The sequence below is a fragment of the Sciscionella marina DSM 45152 genome, from assembly GCF_000379465.1.
GTDB lineage: Bacteria > Actinomycetota > Actinomycetes > Mycobacteriales > Pseudonocardiaceae > Sciscionella > Sciscionella marina.
Map to the genome: position 1 here is coordinate 1 of NZ_KB905393.1, position 20,768 is coordinate 20,768.

19 protein-coding genes are annotated in these 20,768 nt (G+C 64.5%); 13 read left to right on the plus strand and 6 right to left on the minus strand.

The window, feature by feature from the left end:
• The first annotated feature begins 67 nt into the window (after positions 1–67).
• Positions 68–397: a transposase gene (locus A37U_RS49855; protein ID WP_476707424.1), complete on the plus strand. Its 330-nt coding sequence runs from the start codon at positions 68–70 to the stop codon at positions 395–397.
• 476 nt (positions 398–873) lie between these two features.
• On the opposite strand, the gene A37U_RS0120905 is transcribed toward A37U_RS49855, so the two are convergent.
• Genes A37U_RS0120905 through A37U_RS0120915 form a run of 3 tightly spaced genes read right to left on the minus strand, consistent with a single transcriptional unit; the run spans position 874 to position 4,147 of the window.
• A complete protein-coding gene (locus tag A37U_RS0120905; protein ID WP_020498627.1) occupies positions 874–1,659 on the minus strand; it encodes a DUF5131 family protein in 786 nt (261 codons plus the stop codon).
• Positions 1,656–2,276, minus strand: a complete 621-nt coding sequence (locus A37U_RS0120910; protein WP_020498628.1) for a hypothetical protein — start codon at positions 2,274–2,276, stop codon at positions 1,656–1,658. Before A37U_RS0120910 ends, A37U_RS0120905 begins: the two co-directional genes overlap by 4 nt.
• Before the next feature lie 26 nt (positions 2,277–2,302).
• Positions 2,303–4,147 (minus strand): sigma-54-dependent Fis family transcriptional regulator, encoded by a 1,845-nt coding sequence (locus tag A37U_RS0120915; protein ID WP_020498629.1) that lies wholly within the window; start codon positions 4,145–4,147, stop codon positions 2,303–2,305.
• A 214-nt stretch (positions 4,148–4,361) separates the two neighbouring features.
• On the opposite strand from A37U_RS0120915, the gene A37U_RS0120920 reads away from it, so the two are divergent.
• From A37U_RS0120920 to groL, 9 genes are all read left to right on the plus strand, one after another.
• On the plus strand, positions 4,362–4,607 hold the full coding sequence (locus tag A37U_RS0120920) for a hypothetical protein (protein WP_020498630.1): 246 nt from the start codon (positions 4,362–4,364) through the stop codon (positions 4,605–4,607).
• Between the two features lie 181 nt (positions 4,608–4,788).
• Positions 4,789–6,438: a ferritin family protein gene (locus A37U_RS0120925; protein ID WP_020498631.1), complete on the plus strand. Its 1,650-nt coding sequence runs from the start codon at positions 4,789–4,791 to the stop codon at positions 6,436–6,438.
• Positions 6,439–6,537: 99 nt separating this feature from the next.
• Positions 6,538–7,596 carry an NADH:ubiquinone reductase (Na(+)-transporting) subunit F gene (locus tag A37U_RS0120930; protein ID WP_020498632.1) on the plus strand — a complete coding sequence of 353 codons (1,059 nt, stop codon included), beginning with the start codon at positions 6,538–6,540 and terminating at the stop codon, positions 7,594–7,596.
• Positions 7,597–7,641: 45 nt separating this feature from the next.
• The gene (locus A37U_RS0120935; RefSeq protein WP_020498633.1) at positions 7,642–8,811 is read left to right on the plus strand and encodes a ferritin family protein; all 1,170 of its coding nucleotides are present in this window, start codon (positions 7,642–7,644) and stop codon (positions 8,809–8,811) included.
• Positions 8,808–9,185 (plus strand): propane 2-monooxygenase effector subunit MimD, encoded by a 378-nt coding sequence (gene mimD, locus A37U_RS0120940; protein ID WP_020498634.1) that lies wholly within the window; start codon positions 8,808–8,810, stop codon positions 9,183–9,185. The genes A37U_RS0120935 and mimD overlap by 4 nt, the downstream gene beginning before the upstream one ends.
• 51 nt (positions 9,186–9,236) lie before the next feature.
• Entirely contained in the window at positions 9,237–10,241 is a 1,005-nt protein-coding gene (locus A37U_RS0120945; RefSeq protein WP_020498635.1) for an amidohydrolase family protein, read from the plus strand.
• Positions 10,238–10,966, plus strand: coding sequence for an iron-sulfur cluster assembly protein (locus A37U_RS0120950; RefSeq protein WP_020498636.1), 729 nt, complete (start codon positions 10,238–10,240; stop codon positions 10,964–10,966). Before A37U_RS0120945 ends, A37U_RS0120950 begins: the two co-directional genes overlap by 4 nt.
• Positions 10,963–11,988, plus strand: a complete 1,026-nt coding sequence (locus A37U_RS0120955) for an NAD(P)-dependent alcohol dehydrogenase (RefSeq protein WP_020498637.1) — start codon at positions 10,963–10,965, stop codon at positions 11,986–11,988. The genes A37U_RS0120950 and A37U_RS0120955 overlap by 4 nt, the downstream gene beginning before the upstream one ends.
• A gap of 47 nt (positions 11,989–12,035) precedes the next feature.
• Positions 12,036–13,727: a chaperonin GroEL gene (groL, locus tag A37U_RS0120960; protein WP_020498638.1), complete on the plus strand. Its 1,692-nt coding sequence runs from the start codon at positions 12,036–12,038 to the stop codon at positions 13,725–13,727.
• 582 nt (positions 13,728–14,309) lie between these two features.
• Here the strand turns inward: groL and A37U_RS0120970 are convergent.
• Together A37U_RS0120970 and A37U_RS44485 are read right to left on the minus strand one after the other, a co-directional pair.
• The gene (locus A37U_RS0120970) at positions 14,310–16,595 is read right to left on the minus strand and encodes a LuxR C-terminal-related transcriptional regulator (protein ID WP_040588323.1); all 2,286 of its coding nucleotides are present in this window, start codon (positions 16,593–16,595) and stop codon (positions 14,310–14,312) included.
• A gap of 87 nt (positions 16,596–16,682) precedes the next feature.
• Positions 16,683–17,474 (minus strand): IclR family transcriptional regulator, encoded by a 792-nt coding sequence (locus tag A37U_RS44485; RefSeq protein WP_020498641.1) that lies wholly within the window; start codon positions 17,472–17,474, stop codon positions 16,683–16,685.
• Positions 17,475–17,687: 213 nt separating this feature from the next.
• On the opposite strand from A37U_RS44485, the gene A37U_RS0120980 reads away from it, so the two are divergent.
• Positions 17,688–18,119, plus strand: a complete 432-nt coding sequence (locus A37U_RS0120980; RefSeq protein ID WP_157182937.1) for an AMP-binding protein — start codon at positions 17,688–17,690, stop codon at positions 18,117–18,119.
• Positions 18,120–18,157: 38 nt separating this feature from the next.
• Here the strand turns inward: A37U_RS0120980 and A37U_RS0120985 are convergent, their stop codons facing one another.
• Positions 18,158–18,673 carry a hypothetical protein gene (locus A37U_RS0120985; RefSeq protein WP_020498643.1) on the minus strand — a complete coding sequence of 172 codons (516 nt, stop codon included), beginning with the start codon at positions 18,671–18,673 and terminating at the stop codon, positions 18,158–18,160.
• A gap of 328 nt (positions 18,674–19,001) precedes the next feature.
• On the opposite strand from A37U_RS0120985, the gene A37U_RS0120990 reads away from it, so the two are divergent.
• Together A37U_RS0120990 and A37U_RS0120995 are read left to right on the plus strand one after the other, a co-directional pair.
• Positions 19,002–19,898 (plus strand): MlaE family ABC transporter permease, encoded by an 897-nt coding sequence (locus A37U_RS0120990; RefSeq protein ID WP_157182938.1) that lies wholly within the window; start codon positions 19,002–19,004, stop codon positions 19,896–19,898.
• An 11-nt stretch (positions 19,899–19,909) separates the two neighbouring features.
• A complete protein-coding gene (locus A37U_RS0120995; RefSeq protein ID WP_020498645.1) occupies positions 19,910–20,758 on the plus strand; it encodes an ABC transporter permease in 849 nt (282 codons plus the stop codon).
• Positions 20,759–20,768 lie beyond the last annotated feature (10 nt).

Sequence of the window (20,768 nt, forward strand, 5' to 3'; positions counted from 1 at the left end):
CACCAGCCTGATCCTCACCCGGCCAGAAAATCTCAGCGACACCCAACGCAACCTACGGCAGGAACCGATCAGCTCATGCCCAGAAATGATAGACCTCGCCGACGCCGTTCAAGGATTCGCGGAAATGCTCAATCCCCGGCAACACAACAAAAACCGGTTCCAACACTGGATCACAACAGTCCGTGCTACCGATCTCTTTTACCTACACTCCTTCACCCGCGGACTAGCCAAGGACGAGGCAGCAATAGTCGCTGGCCTGACCCAGACCCATAGCAACGGCCCCACCGAAGGCAACGTCAACCGCATCAAAATGATCAAAGACAAATNTACGGCCGAGCCAACCTCGACCTCCCCAGAAAACGAGTCCTCCTCGCATAGAACCAATCACGAAAAGTGAGCCAGAGCCAAAGTTCCGACAGTCCCCCACCTGGCTCGATCTGCGCAGGCCCATCCTGAAACTCGACTGATCGCAGGACACGGTTCACACGTTCTGTGGAAAATAGGCGGTTCGTCCGCTCGGTGTCTCCGGGAGTGGCCGTGTACCCGGTAATGCCCTTGGCCGATTTGCTCATCCGTCGTCTTCGGCGAGGACTGTCGGCCACCGGCTGACACTCTCCGGGCGACGGTAAGCCGCTGGTGACGGTCGCTCGTGGCGACCGAAGCTTGGTCCGCGCGTTCGCGGGTTGACCGTTGAGGGTGTTCGACGGCTTCGCGGAGGTAGTGAGTGCTGTCAGCGCGCAGTACGCATAAGCACCGCCCTCGACTATGTCGACGGTGGTGGGATCGCGCAGTTCCCGCGTACGAGAACCGCTGCGACTGGGCGTTTGGTGGGTTCCAGGTTCGCTGGAGAGCGCGTTCAGCGGGTGGTACCGGTCAGTTGCCATCCGGGTTTCGGTAGGCGGGCGGCGTCTGGTCCCAGGTGCGGCCATCGAGCACCCGGCCACCGGCATTGCGCGTGCGTCCTCCCCATTGCTTGAACAGGAACGGGATACCGGCGACCGTGCAGCGGTCACGGATATCGCGGACCCAGTCGGGATGCATCCTGCGATGCCCGGTCCCGGACTCGCCGCCGACGTACACCCAGTCGATGCCGGTGAGATCGAGATCCGGCAATGGGCCGAGCAGCGGCTGCAACGACAGGAACCGCACCGAGGCGGGGGTGGCGAGCAACCGGGCGCAGCGACGGGTGTGGTCGTTGTCCTCGACGGTCGTACCCCACCAGGCGTTCGGCAACGGCTCGGGTCGGAGCCGGTTGAGCAAGTGGGCCATGCGTGCCGGGCGTTTGGTCAGGGTGAAGAACGTGTGTCGCTCGGCTCGCCGCATCGTGTCGAGTACGGCGGCGACGAAATCGTCCGGGACCCTCGGATGGAACAGATCGCTCATCGAGTCGACGAACACCAGCTGCGGTGTGCGCCAGCGCAGCGGCCGGTCCAGCCGGTCAGGGTGGAGGGTCAGCGCGAAGCCCGGCCCGCTGGTACGGGGGTCACCGTCGTGCTGGTAACCCGGATTGCCCATGGCTTTCAGTCGTTTGGCGAAGATCAGTGCGTAACATCGCTCGCAGCCGGGGCTGACGGTGTCGCACCCGCTTGTCGGGTTCCAGGTCACCGTCTCGATCTGCCCTCCGTGGCCGGGATGGGCGTGCTTCCGGCCGGGTGTCATCCGTCTGCGAGTCCGGGCCCGTGCTCGGCGGCGGTGAGATCGATGCGTGGCAGCTGGTCGAGTTCCGCGGATGTGAGTGCCGCCGTCGCGGCGTGCACCTGTGCCTGTCGTTCGGCGATTCGCCGCTCCACCTGCTGGGTGAGCTGGTAGGCCAGTGCCCCGGTCTGCTGGACGGTGGTCTCGTCGAGTCGCGGTTGCGGGATGGAGGTGATCGCGATCCCGCTGGCGGCACCGTGCTCGTCGCGGGCTGCGCCGACGCTGAACCTCTCCCTGGGATTGGCGGCAGGGTTGGTGTAGTGCTCGCACAGTTTGCCGAGGACGGCATGCCACTCGGTGACCTCGCCCCGCAGCGACGTCGCCTCGAGGTCTGCCTCGGTGAGGGCGGCACTCCGGACATCGGTGGTGAAGCAGCGGTTGTAGGAGAGCAATGCGGTGCTCCAGAGCGCTTCGATGACGAGGTCATCGGGCTCCTGGCGAGCGAGGTCGGCGAGCAGCCGTTCGCAACAGCGCAGCACCGTGTGCAGGTCGTCGAGGACGGCGGTGAGCTCGGCCAGTTCGAGTGCGGCAGGAGTGTTCAGTTCTCGTACGCTGGTGGGGGTTTCCGGCGTGGTGGCCATAAAGAACTCCTGTCCTGGCGAAGCGGTCAGTGACGTTTCCGCGACTGGTCAGGGACGACGATCCCGAAATCGTGGATCTTGCGGTAGATCGTGGCCCGCGAGATGTTCAGCAGCTTGGCGGCCTGCGGCTTGTTGCCGTCCGCGTCCTGCAGTGCCTGCACGATGGTGTCGCGCTCGGACACCTGGATCGGGCTCAGTTCCCGCTGGGAGGCGGTGCGGAACCGGGCGGGCAGATCGGCAGGCCGGATCGTGCCGCTGCGGCGGTACCGGGTGATGCGCTTGAGAACTCCGTAAAGCTCGGTGACGTTGCCCGGCCAGTTGGCGCGCATCAACAGGTGCAGCGCACTCGGCGAGCAGCTGAGCTGGTTGCCATGGCTGAGCCGATTCAGCAGGAAGGGGATCAGCTGGTCGAGGTCGGCGAGGTGGCGTCGCAGGGGCGGCACGGCGACGGTGTAGGGGAACAGTGCGACCAGTGCCGTGAGCCGGGGATCGGTCTCGGGGTCGGGTTCGAGGGTCAGCACCACCCAAGGGGGGAGCGGGCGAGCGCGGGCGTGCCCGAGCAGTTCGGTGACCGCGGCGATCGTGGTGTCCGGGCACCGGTCGAGGTGGCGCAGAATCACGGTGTCGACCGGGTCGTCGAAAACATGCTGGCGCAGCTGGGCGAGCACGTTCTCCTCACCGGTGGCATCGATGCCGCGGCAGTGACCGGTCGGGGTGTGGCGCTGGTGGACGGTACGAGCCAGGGTGTGCTTGCCGGTACCCGATTCGCCCGCCAGGATCAACCAGTCGCCGTCTCGGCAGTGGGCGTCGACCTGCTGACAACAGCGCTGCCATGCCAGGGAGGTTCCCACCAGCCCCGGCAGGTAGAGCGGCACCGCCGGACTGGTGCCGGGGACCTCACTTTCCTGGTGGTCGACGAGCTGAGCGCTCAGGATGCCACCGGCGATGTCATCGTCGCGGTGACCGACGATGCGGCGGAACCGAACGCGCGCGGCGATACCGGTAGGCAGGGTGATCGTGGCGGAGTTGCTGTGCGTCTCGGCGAGGACCTGCCGCGCTTGCTGCAGCAGCATCGCCTGGTCGTCGGCACTGAGCAGTTGGCGGGCGCAATCGTTGATCATCACGAGGTCGTCGTTGAAGGCCATGACGATGCCGGTGGTGTGCCGACAGCCCTGTAGGTAGGACTGCAGCAACGCGAACTCGCGCGTATTCGTGTGAGTGAGCAGGGACTGCCTGATCTGTTCGGCGGTGCTGCGGGCCAGGGCGATCAGCAGTTTCCCTGCATCGCGGCTGCGGCAGGTCAAATCGACCGCCCCGAGCATGACGCCGGAGACCGGGTGGCGGATGGGGACACCCGCACAGGCCAGTCCCTCGAGGTGTTCGGCGTAGTGCTCGTGACCGAACACGTGGGTGGGACGGCCGTCTTCCAAGGCGGTGCCGATGCCGTTGGTGCCGACGAACTGTTCGCCGTAGCTGAAGCCGGGCACGAGCTCGACGCGTTCGAGGTGCCGGTGCAGTTCGGTGTCGCCGGTGTGCTGGTTGACCACCACTCCGCTGGGATCGGTGAGGATCAGGCTGATTGGCTGGCCGTCGAGCTGCTCGCCGAGCCGGGCGAGCACGGGTTCGGCGCCGTGCAGCAGGGGTGTGTCGCTGTCTCGGTCGGCGAAGTAGGGCAGTTCGATGCGGTCGGTGGGAACCTGGGACCGTTTCGATCGCCACCAGGAGGTCAGGATCTCTTCACGGACCTGGTTCGCGTCTACCGGCTCGGCGGTGAGGAACCGGACCCGGTTGCGGGCTAGTAGGCGTTGCGAATCGGACTGTTGCGATTCGGACTGGAGTGCCGAGCCGGGGGCGGGCTCGGTGGCATTCACGGTGGCGCTCCTCCTCTCCGGAACCCTGGGCACAGACCAGCTGGACACATCCTGTGCCCTGGGTCACAGGATACGGGTCAGGGAAACCATGCCGTGGTCTCAATATTGAGACAGCTGGTGGCGGCCCGGGGAGTTGTCATGGAGCACCGGATCCCGGCATCCGCCGGGGCGGTGATCGTGGAGCCGCCAGTCCTGGCCCCATGGGAGGTGCGCTTTGTCCGCTGAAAACTCGGACCGGGAGACCTACAACCCGTGGAGCGTGGTCCATCTGGTGTTCGATCACCTGGCTGACCGCGGGCTGCACCCGGCATTCGGAGAGAGTGGGGATCCGAGCGCTCCCGCCGCGGAACTCCTGCGGGCGCTGGGCATCCATCCCTCGGTGAAACCGGACACACGGATACAGGAAGGCGTGCGCGAGGAGCTGGCCGCACTGCGCAAGACGATGTTCGACGAGTCCTGACCGCACCCTCGTCGTCTTGGAATTGAGACAGAAAACACGTTGACATCTGGTGTGCTGGAAGTCGTCGGAGAGGCGCCGACGGGCACCGCTTCGTATCGAAAGCATCCGGGTCTGTCGCGACAGACCCGACGGAAAAGGTGCAACGGTCACCGCCGCTGTGTGGCGGCGGGAAGGAGTGATCATGAGCCGCCAGAGCGTGGCGAAAGCCCACCAGAAGATCCAGGAACTGTCCTGGGAACCGGCCTATCACGAGCCGGTCTCGCATTACGGTACCGACTACACGTTCCGCAAGGCGAAGAAGAAGGACCCGCTCAAGCAGGTCCTGCGCTCGTACTTCCCGATGGAGGAGGAGAAGGACAACCGGGTCTACGGGGCCCAGGACGGTGCTATCCGCGGGAACATGTTCCGACAGGTGCAGCAGCGCTGGATGGAGTGGCAGAAGCTGTTCCTGTCCATCATCCCGTTGCCGGAGATCTCCGCCGCCCGCGCGATGCCGCTGTTGTTCCGTACGGTGCCGAACCCGGAGTTGCACAACGGCCAGGCCATCCAGATGATCGACGAGGTTCGCCATTCGACAATTCAGCAGAACCTGAAGCGCCTGTACATGAACAACTACATCGACCCGGCGGGGTTCAACTCCAGCCTGCGGGGATTCCAGAACGACTATGCCGGAACGATCGGGCGGCAGTTCGCGGAAGGGTTCATCACCGGCGATGCGATCACTGCGGCGAGTATCTACCTGACGATCGTCGCCGAGACCGCGTTCACCAACACGCTGTTCGTGGCCATGCCGGGCGAGGCGGCAGCCAACGGTGACTACCTGCTGCCGACGGTCTTCCACTCGGTGCAGTCCGACGAATCCCGCCACATCAGCAACGGCTACGCCACCCTCCTGATGGCGCTGTCCGACGAGAGCAACCATCAGCTTCTCGCCAGGGACCTGCGCTACGCGTGGTGGAACAACCACTGTGTCGTGGACGCGGCGATCGGCACGTTCATCGAGTACGGCACGAAGGACCGCCGCAAGGACCGGGAAAGCTACGCCGAGATGTGGCGGCGGTGGATCTACGACGACTACTACCGCAGCTACCTCGTCCCGCTGGAAAAGTACGGACTGGAGATCCCGCACGATCTGATCGAGGAATCCTGGAACCGGATCTGGAACAAGGGCTATGTCCACGAGGTCGCACAGTTCTTCGCCACGGGCTGGATCGCGAACTACTGGCGCATCGACCCGATGACCGACGAGGACTTCGAGTGGTTCGAACACAAGTACCCGGGCTGGTACGACAAGTACGGCGCCTGGTGGGAGAACTACAACCGCCTTTCGGTACCGAACGGCCACAAACCGATCGCCTTCGAGGACGTCGACTACGTCTACCCGCACCGGTGCTGGACCTGCATGGTGCCGTGCCTGATCCGCGAGGACATGGTGATGGACGAGGTCGACGGGCAGTGGCGCACCTACTGCTCGGAGCCGTGCCACTGGACCGACAAGGTCGCTTTCCGGCCCACCTATCAGGGTAGGCAGACGCCCAATATGGGCAAGCTGATCGGCAGCCGGGAGTGGGAAACCTTATACCACAACTGGAACTTCGCCGACATCGTCAAGGATATGGGCTTCGTCCGTGACGACGGCAACACGCTGACCGCCCAGCCACATCTGGATCTGGACCCGAAGAAGATGTGGACCTTGGAGCACCTGCGGCGTTGCCCGCCGTTCCCGAGCCCGAACGTCACCTTGAACGAGATGACCGAGGCCGAGCGGGAGGCGTTCCGCGCCGATTACGTCCGCCAGGGTCCGGCAGGGCGTCCGGCGCCGGCGAGCTGACCGCCGCACGGAACCGGGCAGGGAGATCCACGCGCGTGCGGCTGGGCTCCCGGCCCGGTTTCCGGATCGCTTTCCATTCGGAAGGGACCGCAGAAAGCCATGGCAGACACACATACGGTGCGTTTCGAACCGGTCGGCATCGAGATCGAGGCGAACGAGGGCGAGAACGTCCTCAGCGCGGCATTCCGGCAGGGCGTGATGCTCATGCACGGATGTAAAGAGGGGCAGTGCGCCTCATGCAAATCGTTCCTGCTCGAGGGGGACGAGGGCGAGGAATTCGAGCTCGACCGCTATTCCACGTTTGCGCTCAACGATTTCGAGAAGGACGAGGGATACACGCTGCTGTGCCGTACTCGCGCCTACGACGATCTCGTCGTGGAGTTGCTCAACTACGACGAGGAGATGATCCATTCCGGGCTGCCGATCCAGGAGGCCACGGTCGAGGTGGCGGCCAATGAGCCGGTCACGCACGACATGCGGCAGCTCGTGGTACGCCTCGTCGAGCCCACGACGGTGAAGTTCTTCCCGGGCCAGTACATGGATTTCGCCGTGCCCGGTACCGGGGAGACCCGGTCCTTCTCGATGGCCAACACCTCCAGCCTGCAGAACGGACAGCTGGAGTTCGTCGTCAAGGTCTATCCGGGCGGGTTGTTCTCGCAGTTCCTGGAAACCGGGCTCGTAGCCGGGGATCGACTGCACGTGACCGGCCCGTACGGGATGTTCACTTTGCGCAACAACCCGGACGCGGATCTCGTGTTCGTCGGCGGCGGGGCCGGGATGGCGCCGATCCTGGCGCTGTTGCGGTCGATGACCGAACGCGGCATCGACCGCAGAGCGACCTTCTACTACGGCGCGCGCAGCCGCAGAGATCTGTGTTTCACCGAGGAGCTGCGTGCTCTCGAACGTACCCTGCCGGGATTTCGCTACGTGCCAGCGCTTTCCGAGCCGGCCGCGGAGGACGACTGGGACGGCGAGATCGGCCTGATCACCGACATCGTCAAGCGGGCCGGGCCGGACCTGGCCGGCGCTGATGCCTACGTGTGCGGACCACCACCGATGGTAGAGGCCGCCGTGGAGCTGCTACCCGCATTGGGGGTTGACGAGAGCCGAGTCTTCTACGACAAGTTCACCACCACCGGCGATGCCGACGCGGGCTGAACCGCGCCGGGTGGCCGTCCGATTCGCAGACAAGGACGAAATGCGATGACAACCACGCAAGAACGCAGTGTCCCGAAACCCGCATTCACCGATGCCGAAGCCGGAGCGAGGACATTCCCCGACTCCGAAGCGCGCCGGTTCAATTACTTCAGCTCCGCCAAACGCAAACAGTCCCACTACGAGGACGTGACCGTCGAGGTACAGCCCGACCCGCGGCACTACCTTTCCCAGGGGTGGATCTACGGGTTCGCCGACGGCCGCGGCGGCTATCCGCTCGACTGGACCGCGCTCAAGGCATGGGGGCAGGACCGGCCGGAGCCGGTGCGCAGCCCGGGATCGGGCGGTGCCGGGTACGAATGGCCCGCGCACGGATGGCACGAGTTCCGTGATCCCAACGAGGAGTGGGAACAGACGATCTACCGCAACAGCTCGAACGTCGTGCGCCAGCTCAATCAGAACATCGACGCGGCACGGCAGTCCAAGGCATTCGAGCAGTGGAACCCGAACTGGGTCGACTTCGTCGCCCGGCACGTCGGCGCGTGGATGCACGTGGACCACGGTCTCGGTCTGTATCTGTTCGCTAACGCCAACCGGCGTGGCCCGACCAATATGCACAACACCGCGCTCGCGGTGAACAGCACCCACCGGATCCGTTCGGCGCAGGATCTTGCTCTGTACAACCTGACTCTGTCCGAAGAGATCGACGCGTTCGACGGTGGCGCCCACGTGCAGGCCTGGTCTTCGGACCCGGCCTGGCAGGGGGTGCGCGAGGTCGCCGAGCAACTCACCTCGACCTGGGACTGGGCCGAGGCGGTCTTTGCGACGAATCTGGTGTTCGAACCGCTGGTGGGCGAACTGTTCCGCAGTAACCTGGTGCAGCAGGCCGCACCGGCCAACGGCGACTTCATCACCCCGACGCTGATCGGCGCCGAGGAATACGACTACGCCGAGCGGGATCTGCGCTGTACCAAGGCGATGTTCGCACCGATGGTCTCCGACCGCGAGTTCGCCGAGCACAACACCGGGATCCTGCAGTCGTGGCTGCAGTCGTGGTTGCCGCGTTGCCTCGAAGTAGCTCGCACGCTCCAGCCGCTGTGGTCGCAGCCCGATGCCAAACCGCCACGGTTCGAGGATGGACTCGACCGCGCCAAGAGCCGTTTCACCGCCATCGTTTCCGAGTTGAGCCTGCGAGTTCCGAAGGAGCTGAACCAGTGACCTATCAGCTGAAGAAAGCCACGGAAAGCCCGTTCAAATCCGATGCCACAGCCTCGAACATGTGCGGATTCACGCTGATGAACAACCAGGTCGGCGAGGTGATCGCGGAGGTGATGCGGCACCAGGAACACGTGAAGGTGACACCGCTGCCATCCATGATCCGCGTCGACGGCAAACACCGTATCGACGTCGACTTTGCCGAGGTCGATGAGGCTGCCGGTGAGGAGGAGGGCTGGTTCGACCAGTCGGAGTTCGAGGAGAACATCTCCACCCATTACGGGCGGATGATCTTCCAGGACGACCGGGCTGTCCTGTTCGCCAACCCGGAGGACGCCGCCGAGGAACTCGGTTTCGATCTCACACCCGTCCGGTAGCGCCACATCATACCGAGAACGACATCGCGACATTCAAGGGAGAAGGAACCGATGTACACCAAGGACGGCGAGAACTACTTCATCGTAGACGGGCACGTGCACCTGTGGGACGGCTCGGACGACAACTGCAGGAACATACACGGACACCAGTTCATCGAGTGCTTCTACGACTATCACCGGAATCTATCCCCGGAAGAGTACGTGTGGGATTACCGGAAGTTCCAGCGCTACAGCGCCGAGGACTTCATGCACGACCTGTTCGATGTGGGCTACGCCGATCATGCCATCCACAACAGCGTGTACCTCTGGGACTTCTTCCACCGTGGTTTCGCGCGCACCGAGGAGGCTTGGCAAGGCGTGCAGCAGCATCCGGGCAAACTCACCCTCAACGGAACCTGGGATGCGCGCGACGGCGAAGCCGGATTGGAACAGCTGGAGAAGGACGCCGCGCGGTTCGGGCTGCAGGGAGTCAAGATCTACACCGCTGCCTGGCATGGTGATTCGCGCGGTTTCAAGATGAGTGATCCCTGGGCCTACCGGTATCTGGAGAAGTGCCGCGAGCTGGGGATCAAGAACATCCACGTGCACAAGGGGCCGACGCTGCGTCCACTCGACCGGGATGCGTTCGATGTCGCTGATATCGATCACTGTGCCTCCGACTTCACCGATCTGAACTTCATCGTGGAACACGTCGGCCTGCCGAGGCTCGAGGACTTTTGCTGGATCGCCGTGCAGGAACCCAATGTCTACGGCGGACTGTCGGTCGCGATGCCGTTCATCCACACCCGGCCACGGTACTTCGCGCAGATCATCGGTGAGCTGCTGTACTGGCTCGACGAGAACCGGCTTGTCTTCTCCTCCGACTACGCGCTCTGGCAGCCCAAGTGGCTCATCGAAAAGTTCGTGGACTTCCAGATTCCGGAGGACATGCAGTCCGAGTACGGAGTGCTGACGCCCGACATCAAGAGGAAGATTCTCGGCCTGAACGCGGCCGCGCTGTATCCCACGATCAAGGTCCCCGGTGAGCTCCAGCTCGCGGAGGCGGTGCCGGTATGACCGCGACGTCCGAGCAGCTGACCGATACCCGACTCCGCGATGCGGTGTGGGCGGCCCTGGCCAGGGTGGTCGATCCGGAGCTGGATCAACCGATCACCGACCTCGGCTTCGTGCGGCTGTGCGAGGTGCGCGGCGGGGATGTGGGTGTGCGTCTCCGTTTGCCGACGGCCTTCTGCGCGCCGAATTTCGCGTACCTGATGACCGCGGACGCCTACGAGGCGGTAGCGGGACTGCCGGGAGTGGAAAGCGTGGACGTACGCCTGGAGGACCACCACGACGCGGAGCAGATCAACGCCGGGGTCGCCGCGCAGGCGGGATTCGCGGACACCTACGCCACCGAGGCGAACGCGGAGCTGGACGAGTTGCGGCGCACGTTCCGCCGCAAGGCACACACCGCGTGCCTGGAACGCGCGTGCCGCCGGTTACTCGCCGACGGCTGGCAGATCGAGGGACTGGCGGACCTGAGCCTGGGCGACGTGCCCGCCTCGCCGGAGCAGTCCGGCCTGCTGCGGCGGCGCGCCGATCTCGGCCTTTCCACTAGCCCGGATTCCCTGCTCCTGGTCGATGACGAGGGCAACCCCGTGCCCGCCGAGCAGGTCAGCCTGCGGCTGCGATTCGCCCAGGCGGTACGGGTCAGCATCGACGGCAATGCCCACTTCTGCAGGGGGCTGCTGGCCACCCGCTACCGCGAAACCGAGCATCCCGGTGAGGAGGACACGCCATGAAAGCCGTGCGCGTGCACGAATATCACCGACAGCCGGTGATCGAGGACGTCCCGGAGCCGAAGGCGCGCAATCCGTTCGATGTCGTGGTCAAGGTCGGCGGGGCCGGAGTGTGCCGGACCGACCTGCACGTCATCGAGGAACAGTGGGCGGCGATCTCGGGTGTTCGCCTGCCTTACACCCTCGGACACGAGAACGCGGGCTGGGTGGCCGAGGTCGGCTCGGCGGTCAGTAATGTCGCCGTGGGGGACACGGTGATCCTGCACCCCACACCGACCTGCGGACTGTGCCACGCCTGCCGTGCCGGCGATGACATGCACTGCAGCGACAACGCATTCCCCGGCATCGACCGCGACGGTGGGATGGCCGAGTACCTGCTCACCTCCGCCAGGGCCTGCATCAAGCTCGACCCCGGCACCCGCCCACAGGATGTCGCCGCACTGGCCGATGCCGGCATCACCGCCTACCACGCGGTGCGCAAAGCGGCGCCGCTGCTGTACCCGGGCACCACCTGTGTCGTCAACGGCGCGGGCGGACTGGGCCACATCGGCATCCAGTCGCTGATGGCACTGACCGCCACCAGGATCGTCGTCGTGGACCGCAATGCCGACGCCCTCAAACTCGCCGAGCAGCTCGGCGCCGAGGAAACCGTGCTCGCCGACGGTTCGCACGTTGCGGCGGTGCAGGACCTCACCAGTGGCAACGGAGCCGAGGTAGTGCTCGATTTCGTCGCCGAGCAGGGCGCCCAGCACGACGCGTTCGCCATGACCCGCCGCGGCGGTTCGCATTTCGTCATCGGCTACGGCGACAACATCGACATTCCGACGATCGAGATCATCTCCACCGAACGCAACGTGATCGGCAACCTGGTCGGCACCTACAACGACCTCGTCGAACTGATGACGCTCGCGCAGGCGGGCAAGGTCACCCTGCACACCACCACCTACCCGCTCGACGCCGCGTGCGAGGCGCTCGCCGACCTCGACGCCGGACGGATCCGGGGCCGGGCGATCCTCACCCCCTGATTCCGACTGCCACGACCGGCCAATCCAGCACGCAGAGGAGCACAATCATGGCCAAGGACCTGCGCTTCAACACCGATGCCCGAGATCTGCTCCGCAGCGGAGTGGACAAGCTCGCCGCGGCGGTGAAGTCGACGCTGGGCCCCAAAGGGCGCAATGTGATCATCGAGAAGATCACCGGTTCGCCCGAGGTGACCAACGACGGCGTCACCATCGCCCGCGACATCCACCTCAAGAACCAGTTCGAGAACATGGGCGCGCAGCTGGTCAAGGAAGCCGCGATCAAGACCAACGACGTCGTCGGCGACGGCACCACCACCGCGACCGTTCTCGCGCAGGCCATCATTCATGAGGGCATGGACACGATCGCCAAGGGCGGCAACCCCGTCATGATCAAACGGGGCATTGACCGCGCCGTCGCGGCCCTGGTCGATCACCTGCACGCGGTTGCCCACCCGGTGGAAAGCGAAGCCGACTACGCGCGGGTGGCCTCCATCGCGGCTAACAACGACGAGGAGGTCGGCACCGTGATCGCCAGGGCACTGCACACCGTCGGCGACACCGGGATCGTCACCGTCGAGGAATCACCCAGGATCGGCATGGGTGTCGACTTCGTGGAAGGCTTCGAATTCGACAACGGCTACCTCTCGCCGTACCTCGTCACCGATCCCGGCCGGCTCGAAGCAGTGCTCGAGGACCCGTACATCCTGTTGTGCAGCGAGAAAGTCAGCAAGGTACAGGACCTGATGCCGGTGTTGGACAAGATCATGCGCGCCCCGCGCCCGCTGGTGCTCATCGCCGAGACCGTCGAGGGCACCGCATTGTCGATGCTGGTGCACAACCACACCACTGGCACGTTCCAAGCGGTGGCGGTACAGGCTCCGGGCTTCGGCAATCGCAGGCTGCACAAACTGGAAGACATCGCGGCGGTCGTCGGAGGCGAGGTCCTCTCCCGACAGTCCGGGTTCTCCATGGCGAACATGACCCTCGACCAGCTCGGCCGGGCCCGCCAGGTCCGGGTCACCGAGAACAACACCACGATCGTCGACGGTGCCGGAACGGCCGAGGACCTCGAATTCCGCGTCCATCAGCTACGCGCCGAACTGGAACGCGCGCAGTACGGGGTCGATGAGGATGTACTCACCGAGCGAATCGGTGCGCTGACCGGCAAGGTCGCGGTCATCCGGGTGGGCGCGGCGACACCGGCGGAGCTCAAGGAACTCCAGCACCGGGTGGAGGACGCACTGTCGGCGACCAGGGCGGCAATGGCCGAAGGCATCGTGGCCGGCGGCGGTGCCGCACTGCTGCACGCCGAACGGGCACTCGATGCCCTGGACCTCGGCGGCGACCACGCCATCGGCGCGGATATCGTGCACCGCGCGCTGGCCGAACCGAGCGCGCTGATCGCGGGCAACGCCGGTTACGACGCCGCCGAGATCACCGCGCACACCCGCCAGCTCGCCGACGACGAGGGCTTCGACGCGCTGCGCGAACGCTACGGAAACATGATCGAGCTGGGTATCATCGACCCCCTGCGCGTGGTCCGCTCCGCGCTGCAGAACGGCGCCTCGGTCGCCGGCCTGCTGCTGACCACGAACTCACTGATCGCCGAGGCACAGACCCCATGGGGCGGCGATCCGGCGCTGATGAGTGAGTTCGGTGAACTCGACGAAGGACTACGCCAGCCCTCACCGGATGCCAGTACCCCACAGTCCCTCGGCATGGGGCCGTCCGTGGGCTGAGCTCACCGGAACGGGAACGGTTCGTGGAGAAACTCGGGCACACAGGTGATCGGCGACGCGGGCGCACCGGAAGGCCTGCTGCTCAACCCGCTCGACAACGCGATCACCTTCTCCCCGGCCGGATCCGTCATCAATGCCGGGACGCATACGCTTCGTGTATTTCGACCATCGCCACATCATCGAGATAGATCGCCGCCGAGACTGAACTGGCCGACGCGCGGGACTTTCGCATGAGCGGTATTTCCGGGCTGTAACCCTTCGGCCACTCAGCGAACACTGAGATTAGCTCGTCCAACGCCGAACCCAGGTCATCAACCGGTTACATGTTCTCCTGCCGCACTTGCTTGACGGCGGAGCACCTACATCGTTGACAACCGATCGCGCCCCGCAGGCTCGGCGGGGTCCGCCGAGCCTGCGGGGATTCGTCGGCGGAGTAGGAGCGGTGGGCGGCTACGATGGTTGCCCAAGCGCAGGAGCAGGGGCTGGCGTTTACCGGGAGTGTCAGCCGGTTGGTCGGGTGGCCCGGGGGAATCGCACCCCCGGGCCACCCGACCATTCAGCCGACAGTCCCCACGAGCGACTTCAACCAGAATGGACGTGGTTGTTGAGCCAGGCGCCGATCTGCGAACGTGAGGTGAAATTGAGCTTGCTGAGGATGTGCTCGACGTGCGCCTCTGCGGTTCGTATCGAGATCACCAATTTGGTCGCGACTTCTTTGTTGCTGAGGCCCGCGGCGACCAGGTTCGCCACTTCCTCCTCGCGCCGGGTCAGCGTCGGCCGGGTAGTGGTGTCTTTCCGGGTACTGTCCAGTCGGCTGGATTCCCCGATCGCGAATTCCACGGCTTCGCCGGTCGTCATGGCGGCACCGCGCGCCAGGGCCGCGGAGAACGTCGCGTCGCCGATAGCGGAGTGAGTTTGTTCCCGCACTTCTTCGCCGACGACGTTCACGATGTTCTGCGCCAGCCGGAATTTGGTGCTGTCCCAAATAGTGTCGGTGGCGCCGAACAGGGTGGCGGCTCGGCTGTGGTTGCCCCGGCTGGATTCGGCCCAGCCGAGCCCCTCGAAGCAGGTGGCAAGGAACACCCGGTTGTCGAAGCGAATCAAGGTCCTGATCGCCTCCTCGATGTGTCCCTGACACTGCTCGAGATCACCGTCGTGCCAGTGATTGAGAGCGACCATCCACAAAGCGATGGACCGTAGCAGATTGGAACCTCGCTCGGTGGCCATCGCGAGGAAGTCCTCGGCTGCGCTTCGTGCTCGCACTTCGCCAGCGGAGAAGGCCAGGATCGTGGCGCCGGAAACGCATTCGCCGATCAGTGCGTCGTCTCCGGTGGCGATGCACAGCTTCATCGCGGCTTGGGCGAGATCGCATGCCTCGGGGACATCGCCACAGGCGAAGGTGATCAGCGCGGAATGGAAGACGTTCTCCGCGTGCAGCTGTTCGGACGGATCAGTCTGCTCGGCAAGCAGGCACTGCTCGTACAGTTCGTTGGCCTGCCGCTGTTCGCCGAGCATGATGGCGAGGAAGGTGGCGGCGGTCAGTCCACGATTGCGTACGGGGCTGGGGTCGGTGACCTTGTCGAGCGCGGTGGTGATCCAGGTGAAGCCTTCGAGGGTGAAACCGCTGTGCGTCCAGTACCGGCGCAGCGCTGAGGCCATGTCGAGCGCGGTTTGGTTGTCCTCGGTGGAGAGCGCATGGGCCAGCGCTGTGCGCAGGTTCGGATGCTCGGTCCGGACTTCGGTGAACCACTCGAGATCGCGGGGGCTGCAGTAGTCCAGATCGCCGCGTTCCGCGAGGCGGTGGTAGTGCTCGCGATGGCGCAGTTCGATTTCGTAGGCCTCGCCCCAATCCGTGAGCAGTCCGGAACCGAACTGGCGAAGCACTTCGGAGAGGTGGTAGCGGGTGCCGTCGGTGTCGGTTCTGGTGACGATGGACTTCTCGACGAGACCATACAGTGATTCGAAGACCGGCTCTTTCGCCTCGCTGGCGCACACCGTTTCGGCTGCGGTGAGGGTGAAGCCGCCGGAGAACACCGAAAGGCGGCGCCACAGCCGCTGTTCGGCGGGAGTGCACAGCCGGTAACTCCATTGGACCGTGTTGGCAAGCGTCTGCTGGCGCACCGGTGATGTGCGCAGCCCGGTGTTCAACAGCCCCAGTGTGTCGTCCAGGCGGGCGAGAATCTGCTCGGCGGTGAAAGCGCGCAATCGCACGGCGGCGAGTTCCAGTGCCAGCGGGATGCCCTCCAAGCGGTTGCAGATGCCGACGATGGTGTCGCTGTTGGCCTCGGTGAGCCGGAACTCAGGATCCGCCGCTTGCGCGCGGTCGGTGAAAAGTGAGACCGCATCGGCGGTGCGGACGGGTTCGTTCGTATCGGCGGACGGCAATGAGAGCGGGGTGACCGGGAGTACCTGCTCTCCCGACGCACCGAGGAACTGGCGGCTGGTCGCGACGACGCGGAGGTGCGGCGCAACGCTGAGCAGCGTCGTGATCAGCTGCGAGGTTTCCTCGATCAGGTGCTCGCAGTTGTCCACGACCAGTAGCAGACTCCGGTCCCGGATGTAGTCGCACAGCTGTTCCAGCGGCGTGGTGGAGTCGTGCCTGAGCCCGAGTACGTCCGCGACCAGCTGGGCTGCGAGTTCGCCCTGGTGCAGGTTTGCCAGCTCCACCAGCCAGACGCCGTCGCGGAACGCCCTGGCACGTTCGGCGGCCAGACGTATAGCCAGCCGTGTCTTGCCGACTCCGCCCTGTCCGGCCAAGGTCAGCAGCCGCGTGTGCTCCATGAGTACCTTGGCCCTCGTCAACTCCTGCCGCCGACCAACGAAGCTGGTCAGCTCGATAGGCAGGTTCCCTCGGACGCCATCGGCCACGCCGAGATTTTAGTTCGCCCGTCAAGGCGGAATTCTCAGCCCGGGCCAAGAGTGCGCTTGAAACGGGGGATCAGCGCTGATACACGGTCAACCGACGTGCTGTGTGTATCGCTCAAGTTGCCGTCCAAGGCGCGAAGCGGCGGCCCGTACGTGCTCGGTGCGCAGTGTGCTGTATGCAACTTCCCCTGTACTACTGGCGGAAAGGGCGGCAACCACGCGCCCGTGCACCGTGACTGGGGTGGCGACGCAGGTCAGGCCGGCGCGGTAGCTGCCACGGTCGACGGCGACGCCGTTGCGCCTTACCTCACCGAGAACGGCCGCGAGCCAACGATGTTGCCCTATATTCGCGGGCGAGGACGGACCGCCCGCGGTGACCCGAGCGGTGCTGAACGCCAGCTGTGCACGTCCCAGCGCGGTGTATCCGGCAGGCAGGGTCGTGCCCACCCTGGTGGGTATACGGACTCCGCCTGGTGCGGTGATCTTCTCCAGGTACAGCACCTCGCTGCCGACGAGCACACCGAGATGCACCGTGGTGCGCACCTCCTCGTAGAGGCGTTCGAGGATCGGCAGGCTGGCAGTCCTCAGTTCATGGTGACTCGCCACGTTCGCCTGCGTGCCCAGTTCGAGGATGCGCGGACCAAGACAGTACAGTGATTCCTTACGAGCCACGAATCCCAGCGTCTCCATCGTCTTGAGCAATCGGCAGGCTGTGCTCTTCGGTAGTCCCGCGCGGGCGGCCAGGACAGCGAGTGGTTCGGCCTCTTTTCCCGAGCCGAGCGCGTCGAGCAGGCAAAGCGCCTTGCTCACGGCGCTCGGCGCGGTCGACCTGTCTTGTTCCGGAAAGTAGGCGAAGGCAGCAAGGTCTGCGCTGTTCCGCATTCGGGCCTCCTCTGGTCAGTTCGGGTTCCGACTACCTTGCCTCTTGGTGCCCTGGATCACAGTCGCGAAACTACGTAGATGACTACGTAGAACTGGTACGAACTGATCCGATTTTGCGGAATGGAACCGTGCGTTGAGAGATATCGGCTGTTCGATCAGAATCCCCACGGCTTCTGGCCGCAGGACAGGATAAGAGCGCACTGTGCCCACTTGATGACGGAGACGACCATGGAAGTGTCTTCGGAAGAGGACCTCACGTTGACCTCGCTGTACGCGGGTTCGGATAAGCGCCCGAACGCGATCATGGCCGTATTCGGTGACGGAAGTCGTTGGACCTATCGTGATGGATTGCGGGTCGCCCGCCGCGCGGGGGATGCGCTGGTAGCCAGCGGTGTGGGGGAGGGTGACCACATCGGGGTGTTGTTACCGGAGGGTCCTGCCGCGGTCGGCGCGAGATTGGGAATCTGCATGGTGGGTGCGGCTCTGGTATCGCTGGACGCAGGAACCGCAGGGCGCGCTCTGGCTCGCGCACTGCAGTTGGCCCACCCGGCGCTGGTGATCTCGACCGGGACTTTCATCGAGCGAATTCGCGCGGTGGACGGTCCGCCTATCCTCGACGTGGTGGAATTGTTTGGCGGACGATAGCGAACACTGGAGGCGAACCCCTCGTCAGCGTGCGCGGCTCAACTGGTTGCGCAGACCGTACACGCGGTGAATCCTTCGTCCTGCGCCTCATCGCGGGTGATCTCTTCGTACGTATGCTCCTGGAGTGTGCGGCAGCCAGGCAGGTGATAGCGGCGGCGTCCTTCGATGATCCGCACAAGCTCTGCGCTTCGAGCGACGCCGAAGCTGGACACGGTATCCGAAGGCGGAGGGTTTTCGTTTCCTGGGCCCGCTTCTTCCTGCGGTGCTTGTGTTCCTTTGGGTTTCTCATCTTCGGGCTGTTCCGCCGTGGTGCTGGGGAGGTTCGATTCCTGTCCGGTCTCCAGGGCTTCCTCGATTGGCGCCTCGTCTGGCCGCTCTTCGGTCTCGGTGGCGTGTTCGACCTGCCGACGCCGGTGCAGGATCCGGCGCAGCGCTAGTAAACCGATGGCGAGCAGCGAGACGCCGAGTGCGACCCAGACGAGACCGAGAACATGGGTGAAAAGTCCGACGACCAACGCAGCGGTCGCCACGACGAGCAGTACGAGAATCGTCATGGATTTGCCTCCCGTTGGGCTGAGAACGCGCCAGAGGTAGCGCTGTACCGGTCAGCGTGCAGGAGCGTGATCCGCTCCAGCAAGCGGTGTTCCAACCCACGGAACGTCTGCTTGTGGACCTCGCAGCGACATCGCATTGTGTCTCAGGCAACAGCGAAGGGAGTGGCGTCGAGGCTGCCGTTCACGATCATCGACCGGTCGGCGTGGGCCACTCCCTCGTCCGGGAGACCCCCGGTGGTGACTCGTCTGCACTGATACCCCCGCGATTCTGGTGACCGGTGAAGCATCGCGCACCAGCGCACAGGACAAGGAAGTCTGAGGTAACCGGATGACCGAGCGCACCGACCGTGGCGCGACGGCCGCGCAGGTTTCTGAGTACCAGGTTCCCGAGGTGGGCCCGCCTCCGCCTCTACGGGAGCCATCCGCTGCCATTGTCGGACGGATTCCCGGCCCCGCACTGCATCCTGTCGCGGAAGCGGGGGCCATGGTGCAGCTTCTCGGCAGGACGGCCTGGGACGCGATCCGGCGGCCGATCGGCTACTGGGGAGCGGTCAAGGACGAAATCTACCGAACTCTTCGCCTGTGCTGGTTTCCGCTGATTCTGTCCTCGTTGACTTTCTGCCTGCTGTTCGCGATTCTCGCGCTGACCCTGTTGATCTTGATCGGGGCAAGCAACCGCTATGGCCAGTACTTCCTGATCTACAACATGCGTGCCTTCTCGCCATGGATCAACGCCATGGTGGTGGCCGGGGTCGTCGGCGCTTCGATGACCGCGGACCTCGGTGCCCGCAAAATCCGGGAGGAACTCGACGCCTTCGTCGTGCTCGGGATAGATCCGATCCGAGAGCTGGTCTTGCCGAAGATCCTTACCGCGATCGTGATGACTTGCCTGCTGAATCTAGTCTCGGTGGTAGCCGGGACCGTCGCCGGACTGATCGGGGTCGGGTGGGTCGGGCAGGTCGACGCGGGCATCTACTTCGCGACCCTCTTCTCCAACATAACGCCGATCGAGATCGCGCTCGCGCTGTTCAAGAGCGCATTGTTCGGGGTGGCGATCGGGGTCATCTGTTCGTACAAGGGGATCAACTCCCGCGGCGGTGCGATCGGTGTGGGGCGGGCGGTCAACCAGGCCGTTGTGCTCTCCTTCGTGGTCATTTTCGTCATCGACTTCTTTTTCACTACAACGATGCTCGGCTGGACGCCCAGCCTGAACACGGCCCGCTGAGGAAGGAACCGATGAGCACCAGCGCTTTCGATACGACGGCGACGGGCAGCGAACGGGGAGGCGGACAGGGCACCGCGATCCGTGCGCGGGTTACCCGCGGGCTTGCCGGCGCGGGCGAGATCGTCTCGTTCACTTTGCAGGCAGTCGGATCGGTCGGCCAGACCTGGCGTTATGTTACGGAGACTCTGCGCCAGGCAGGTATTCTGATCTTGTCCAGTGGCGTGGTCATCTGGTTCATGCAGATAACCATCTGGGCGGTCGTCTCGATCAATGATCATTACCTGACAACGCAGTTCGGTGTGCGCAGCTATATCGGCAGCGTCAATACTCTGGTCGGGCTGCGTGGGACGGCTCCGGAAATGTGGGGGTGGATCCTCGCAGCGAAGGTCGGATGCAGCATAGTCGCCGAACTCGGCTCGATGCGAATCAACGAGGAAGTCGACGCGATGCATGTGATGGGTGTTCCGCCGCGGCCGTATCTGGTGGGCACCAGGCTGGTTGCCGCGTGGATCGCGATGCCGTTCATCTACCTGGTTGGACTGGGTCTCGGATATCTTTCCGGTTGGCTCTTCGTGGTCATGGTCATGCAAACGGATTCCTCCGGCGGCTACGGTCACACCTTCTGGGCGTTCCAGAGCCCGCTGGATCTGCTCTTCTCGTTGATCTGGGCGATGACCCTTGGCACTGTCATCATCCTGGTCTCCTGCTACTACGGATACACCGCCAAGGGGGGGCCGGTCGGTGTCGGGCGCAACACGGCCAAGTCCATGATCGTCAACATGGTGCTGATCAGTGTCATCGGCATGGCTTTCGAACAGCTTTTCTGGGGCGGATTCCCGAACTCCCCCATCGCGAACTGACTGATGCGGC

Excerpts from the sequence above, each read along its gene's own strand:
- A37U_RS0120980 (WP_157182937.1), top strand. The coding sequence starts at position 17,688 with ATGACGGAGACGACCATGGAAGTGTCTTCGGAAGAGGACCTCACGTTG.
- A37U_RS0120910 (WP_020498628.1), bottom strand. The coding sequence starts at position 2,276 with ATGGCCACCACGCCGGAAACCCCCACCAGCGTACGAGAACTGAACACT.
- A37U_RS0120990 (WP_157182938.1), top strand. The coding sequence starts at position 19,002 with ATGACCGAGCGCACCGACCGTGGCGCGACGGCCGCGCAGGTTTCTGAG.
- groL (WP_020498638.1), top strand. The coding sequence starts at position 12,036 with ATGGCCAAGGACCTGCGCTTCAACACCGATGCCCGAGATCTGCTCCGC.
- A37U_RS0120995 (WP_020498645.1), top strand. The coding sequence starts at position 19,910 with ATGAGCACCAGCGCTTTCGATACGACGGCGACGGGCAGCGAACGGGGA.
- A37U_RS0120950 (WP_020498636.1), top strand. The coding sequence starts at position 10,238 with ATGACCGCGACGTCCGAGCAGCTGACCGATACCCGACTCCGCGATGCG.
- A37U_RS0120985 (WP_020498643.1), bottom strand. The coding sequence starts at position 18,673 with ATGACGATTCTCGTACTGCTCGTCGTGGCGACCGCTGCGTTGGTCGTC.
- A37U_RS0120905 (WP_020498627.1), bottom strand. The coding sequence starts at position 1,659 with ATGACACCCGGCCGGAAGCACGCCCATCCCGGCCACGGAGGGCAGATC.
- A37U_RS44485 (WP_020498641.1), bottom strand. The coding sequence starts at position 17,474 with ATGCGGAACAGCGCAGACCTTGCTGCCTTCGCCTACTTTCCGGAACAA.
- A37U_RS0120925 (WP_020498631.1), top strand. The coding sequence starts at position 4,789 with ATGAGCCGCCAGAGCGTGGCGAAAGCCCACCAGAAGATCCAGGAACTG.
- A37U_RS0120935 (WP_020498633.1), top strand. The coding sequence starts at position 7,642 with ATGACAACCACGCAAGAACGCAGTGTCCCGAAACCCGCATTCACCGAT.
- A37U_RS0120930 (WP_020498632.1), top strand. The coding sequence starts at position 6,538 with ATGGCAGACACACATACGGTGCGTTTCGAACCGGTCGGCATCGAGATC.
- A37U_RS0120945 (WP_020498635.1), top strand. The coding sequence starts at position 9,237 with ATGTACACCAAGGACGGCGAGAACTACTTCATCGTAGACGGGCACGTG.
- A37U_RS0120955 (WP_020498637.1), top strand. The coding sequence starts at position 10,963 with ATGAAAGCCGTGCGCGTGCACGAATATCACCGACAGCCGGTGATCGAG.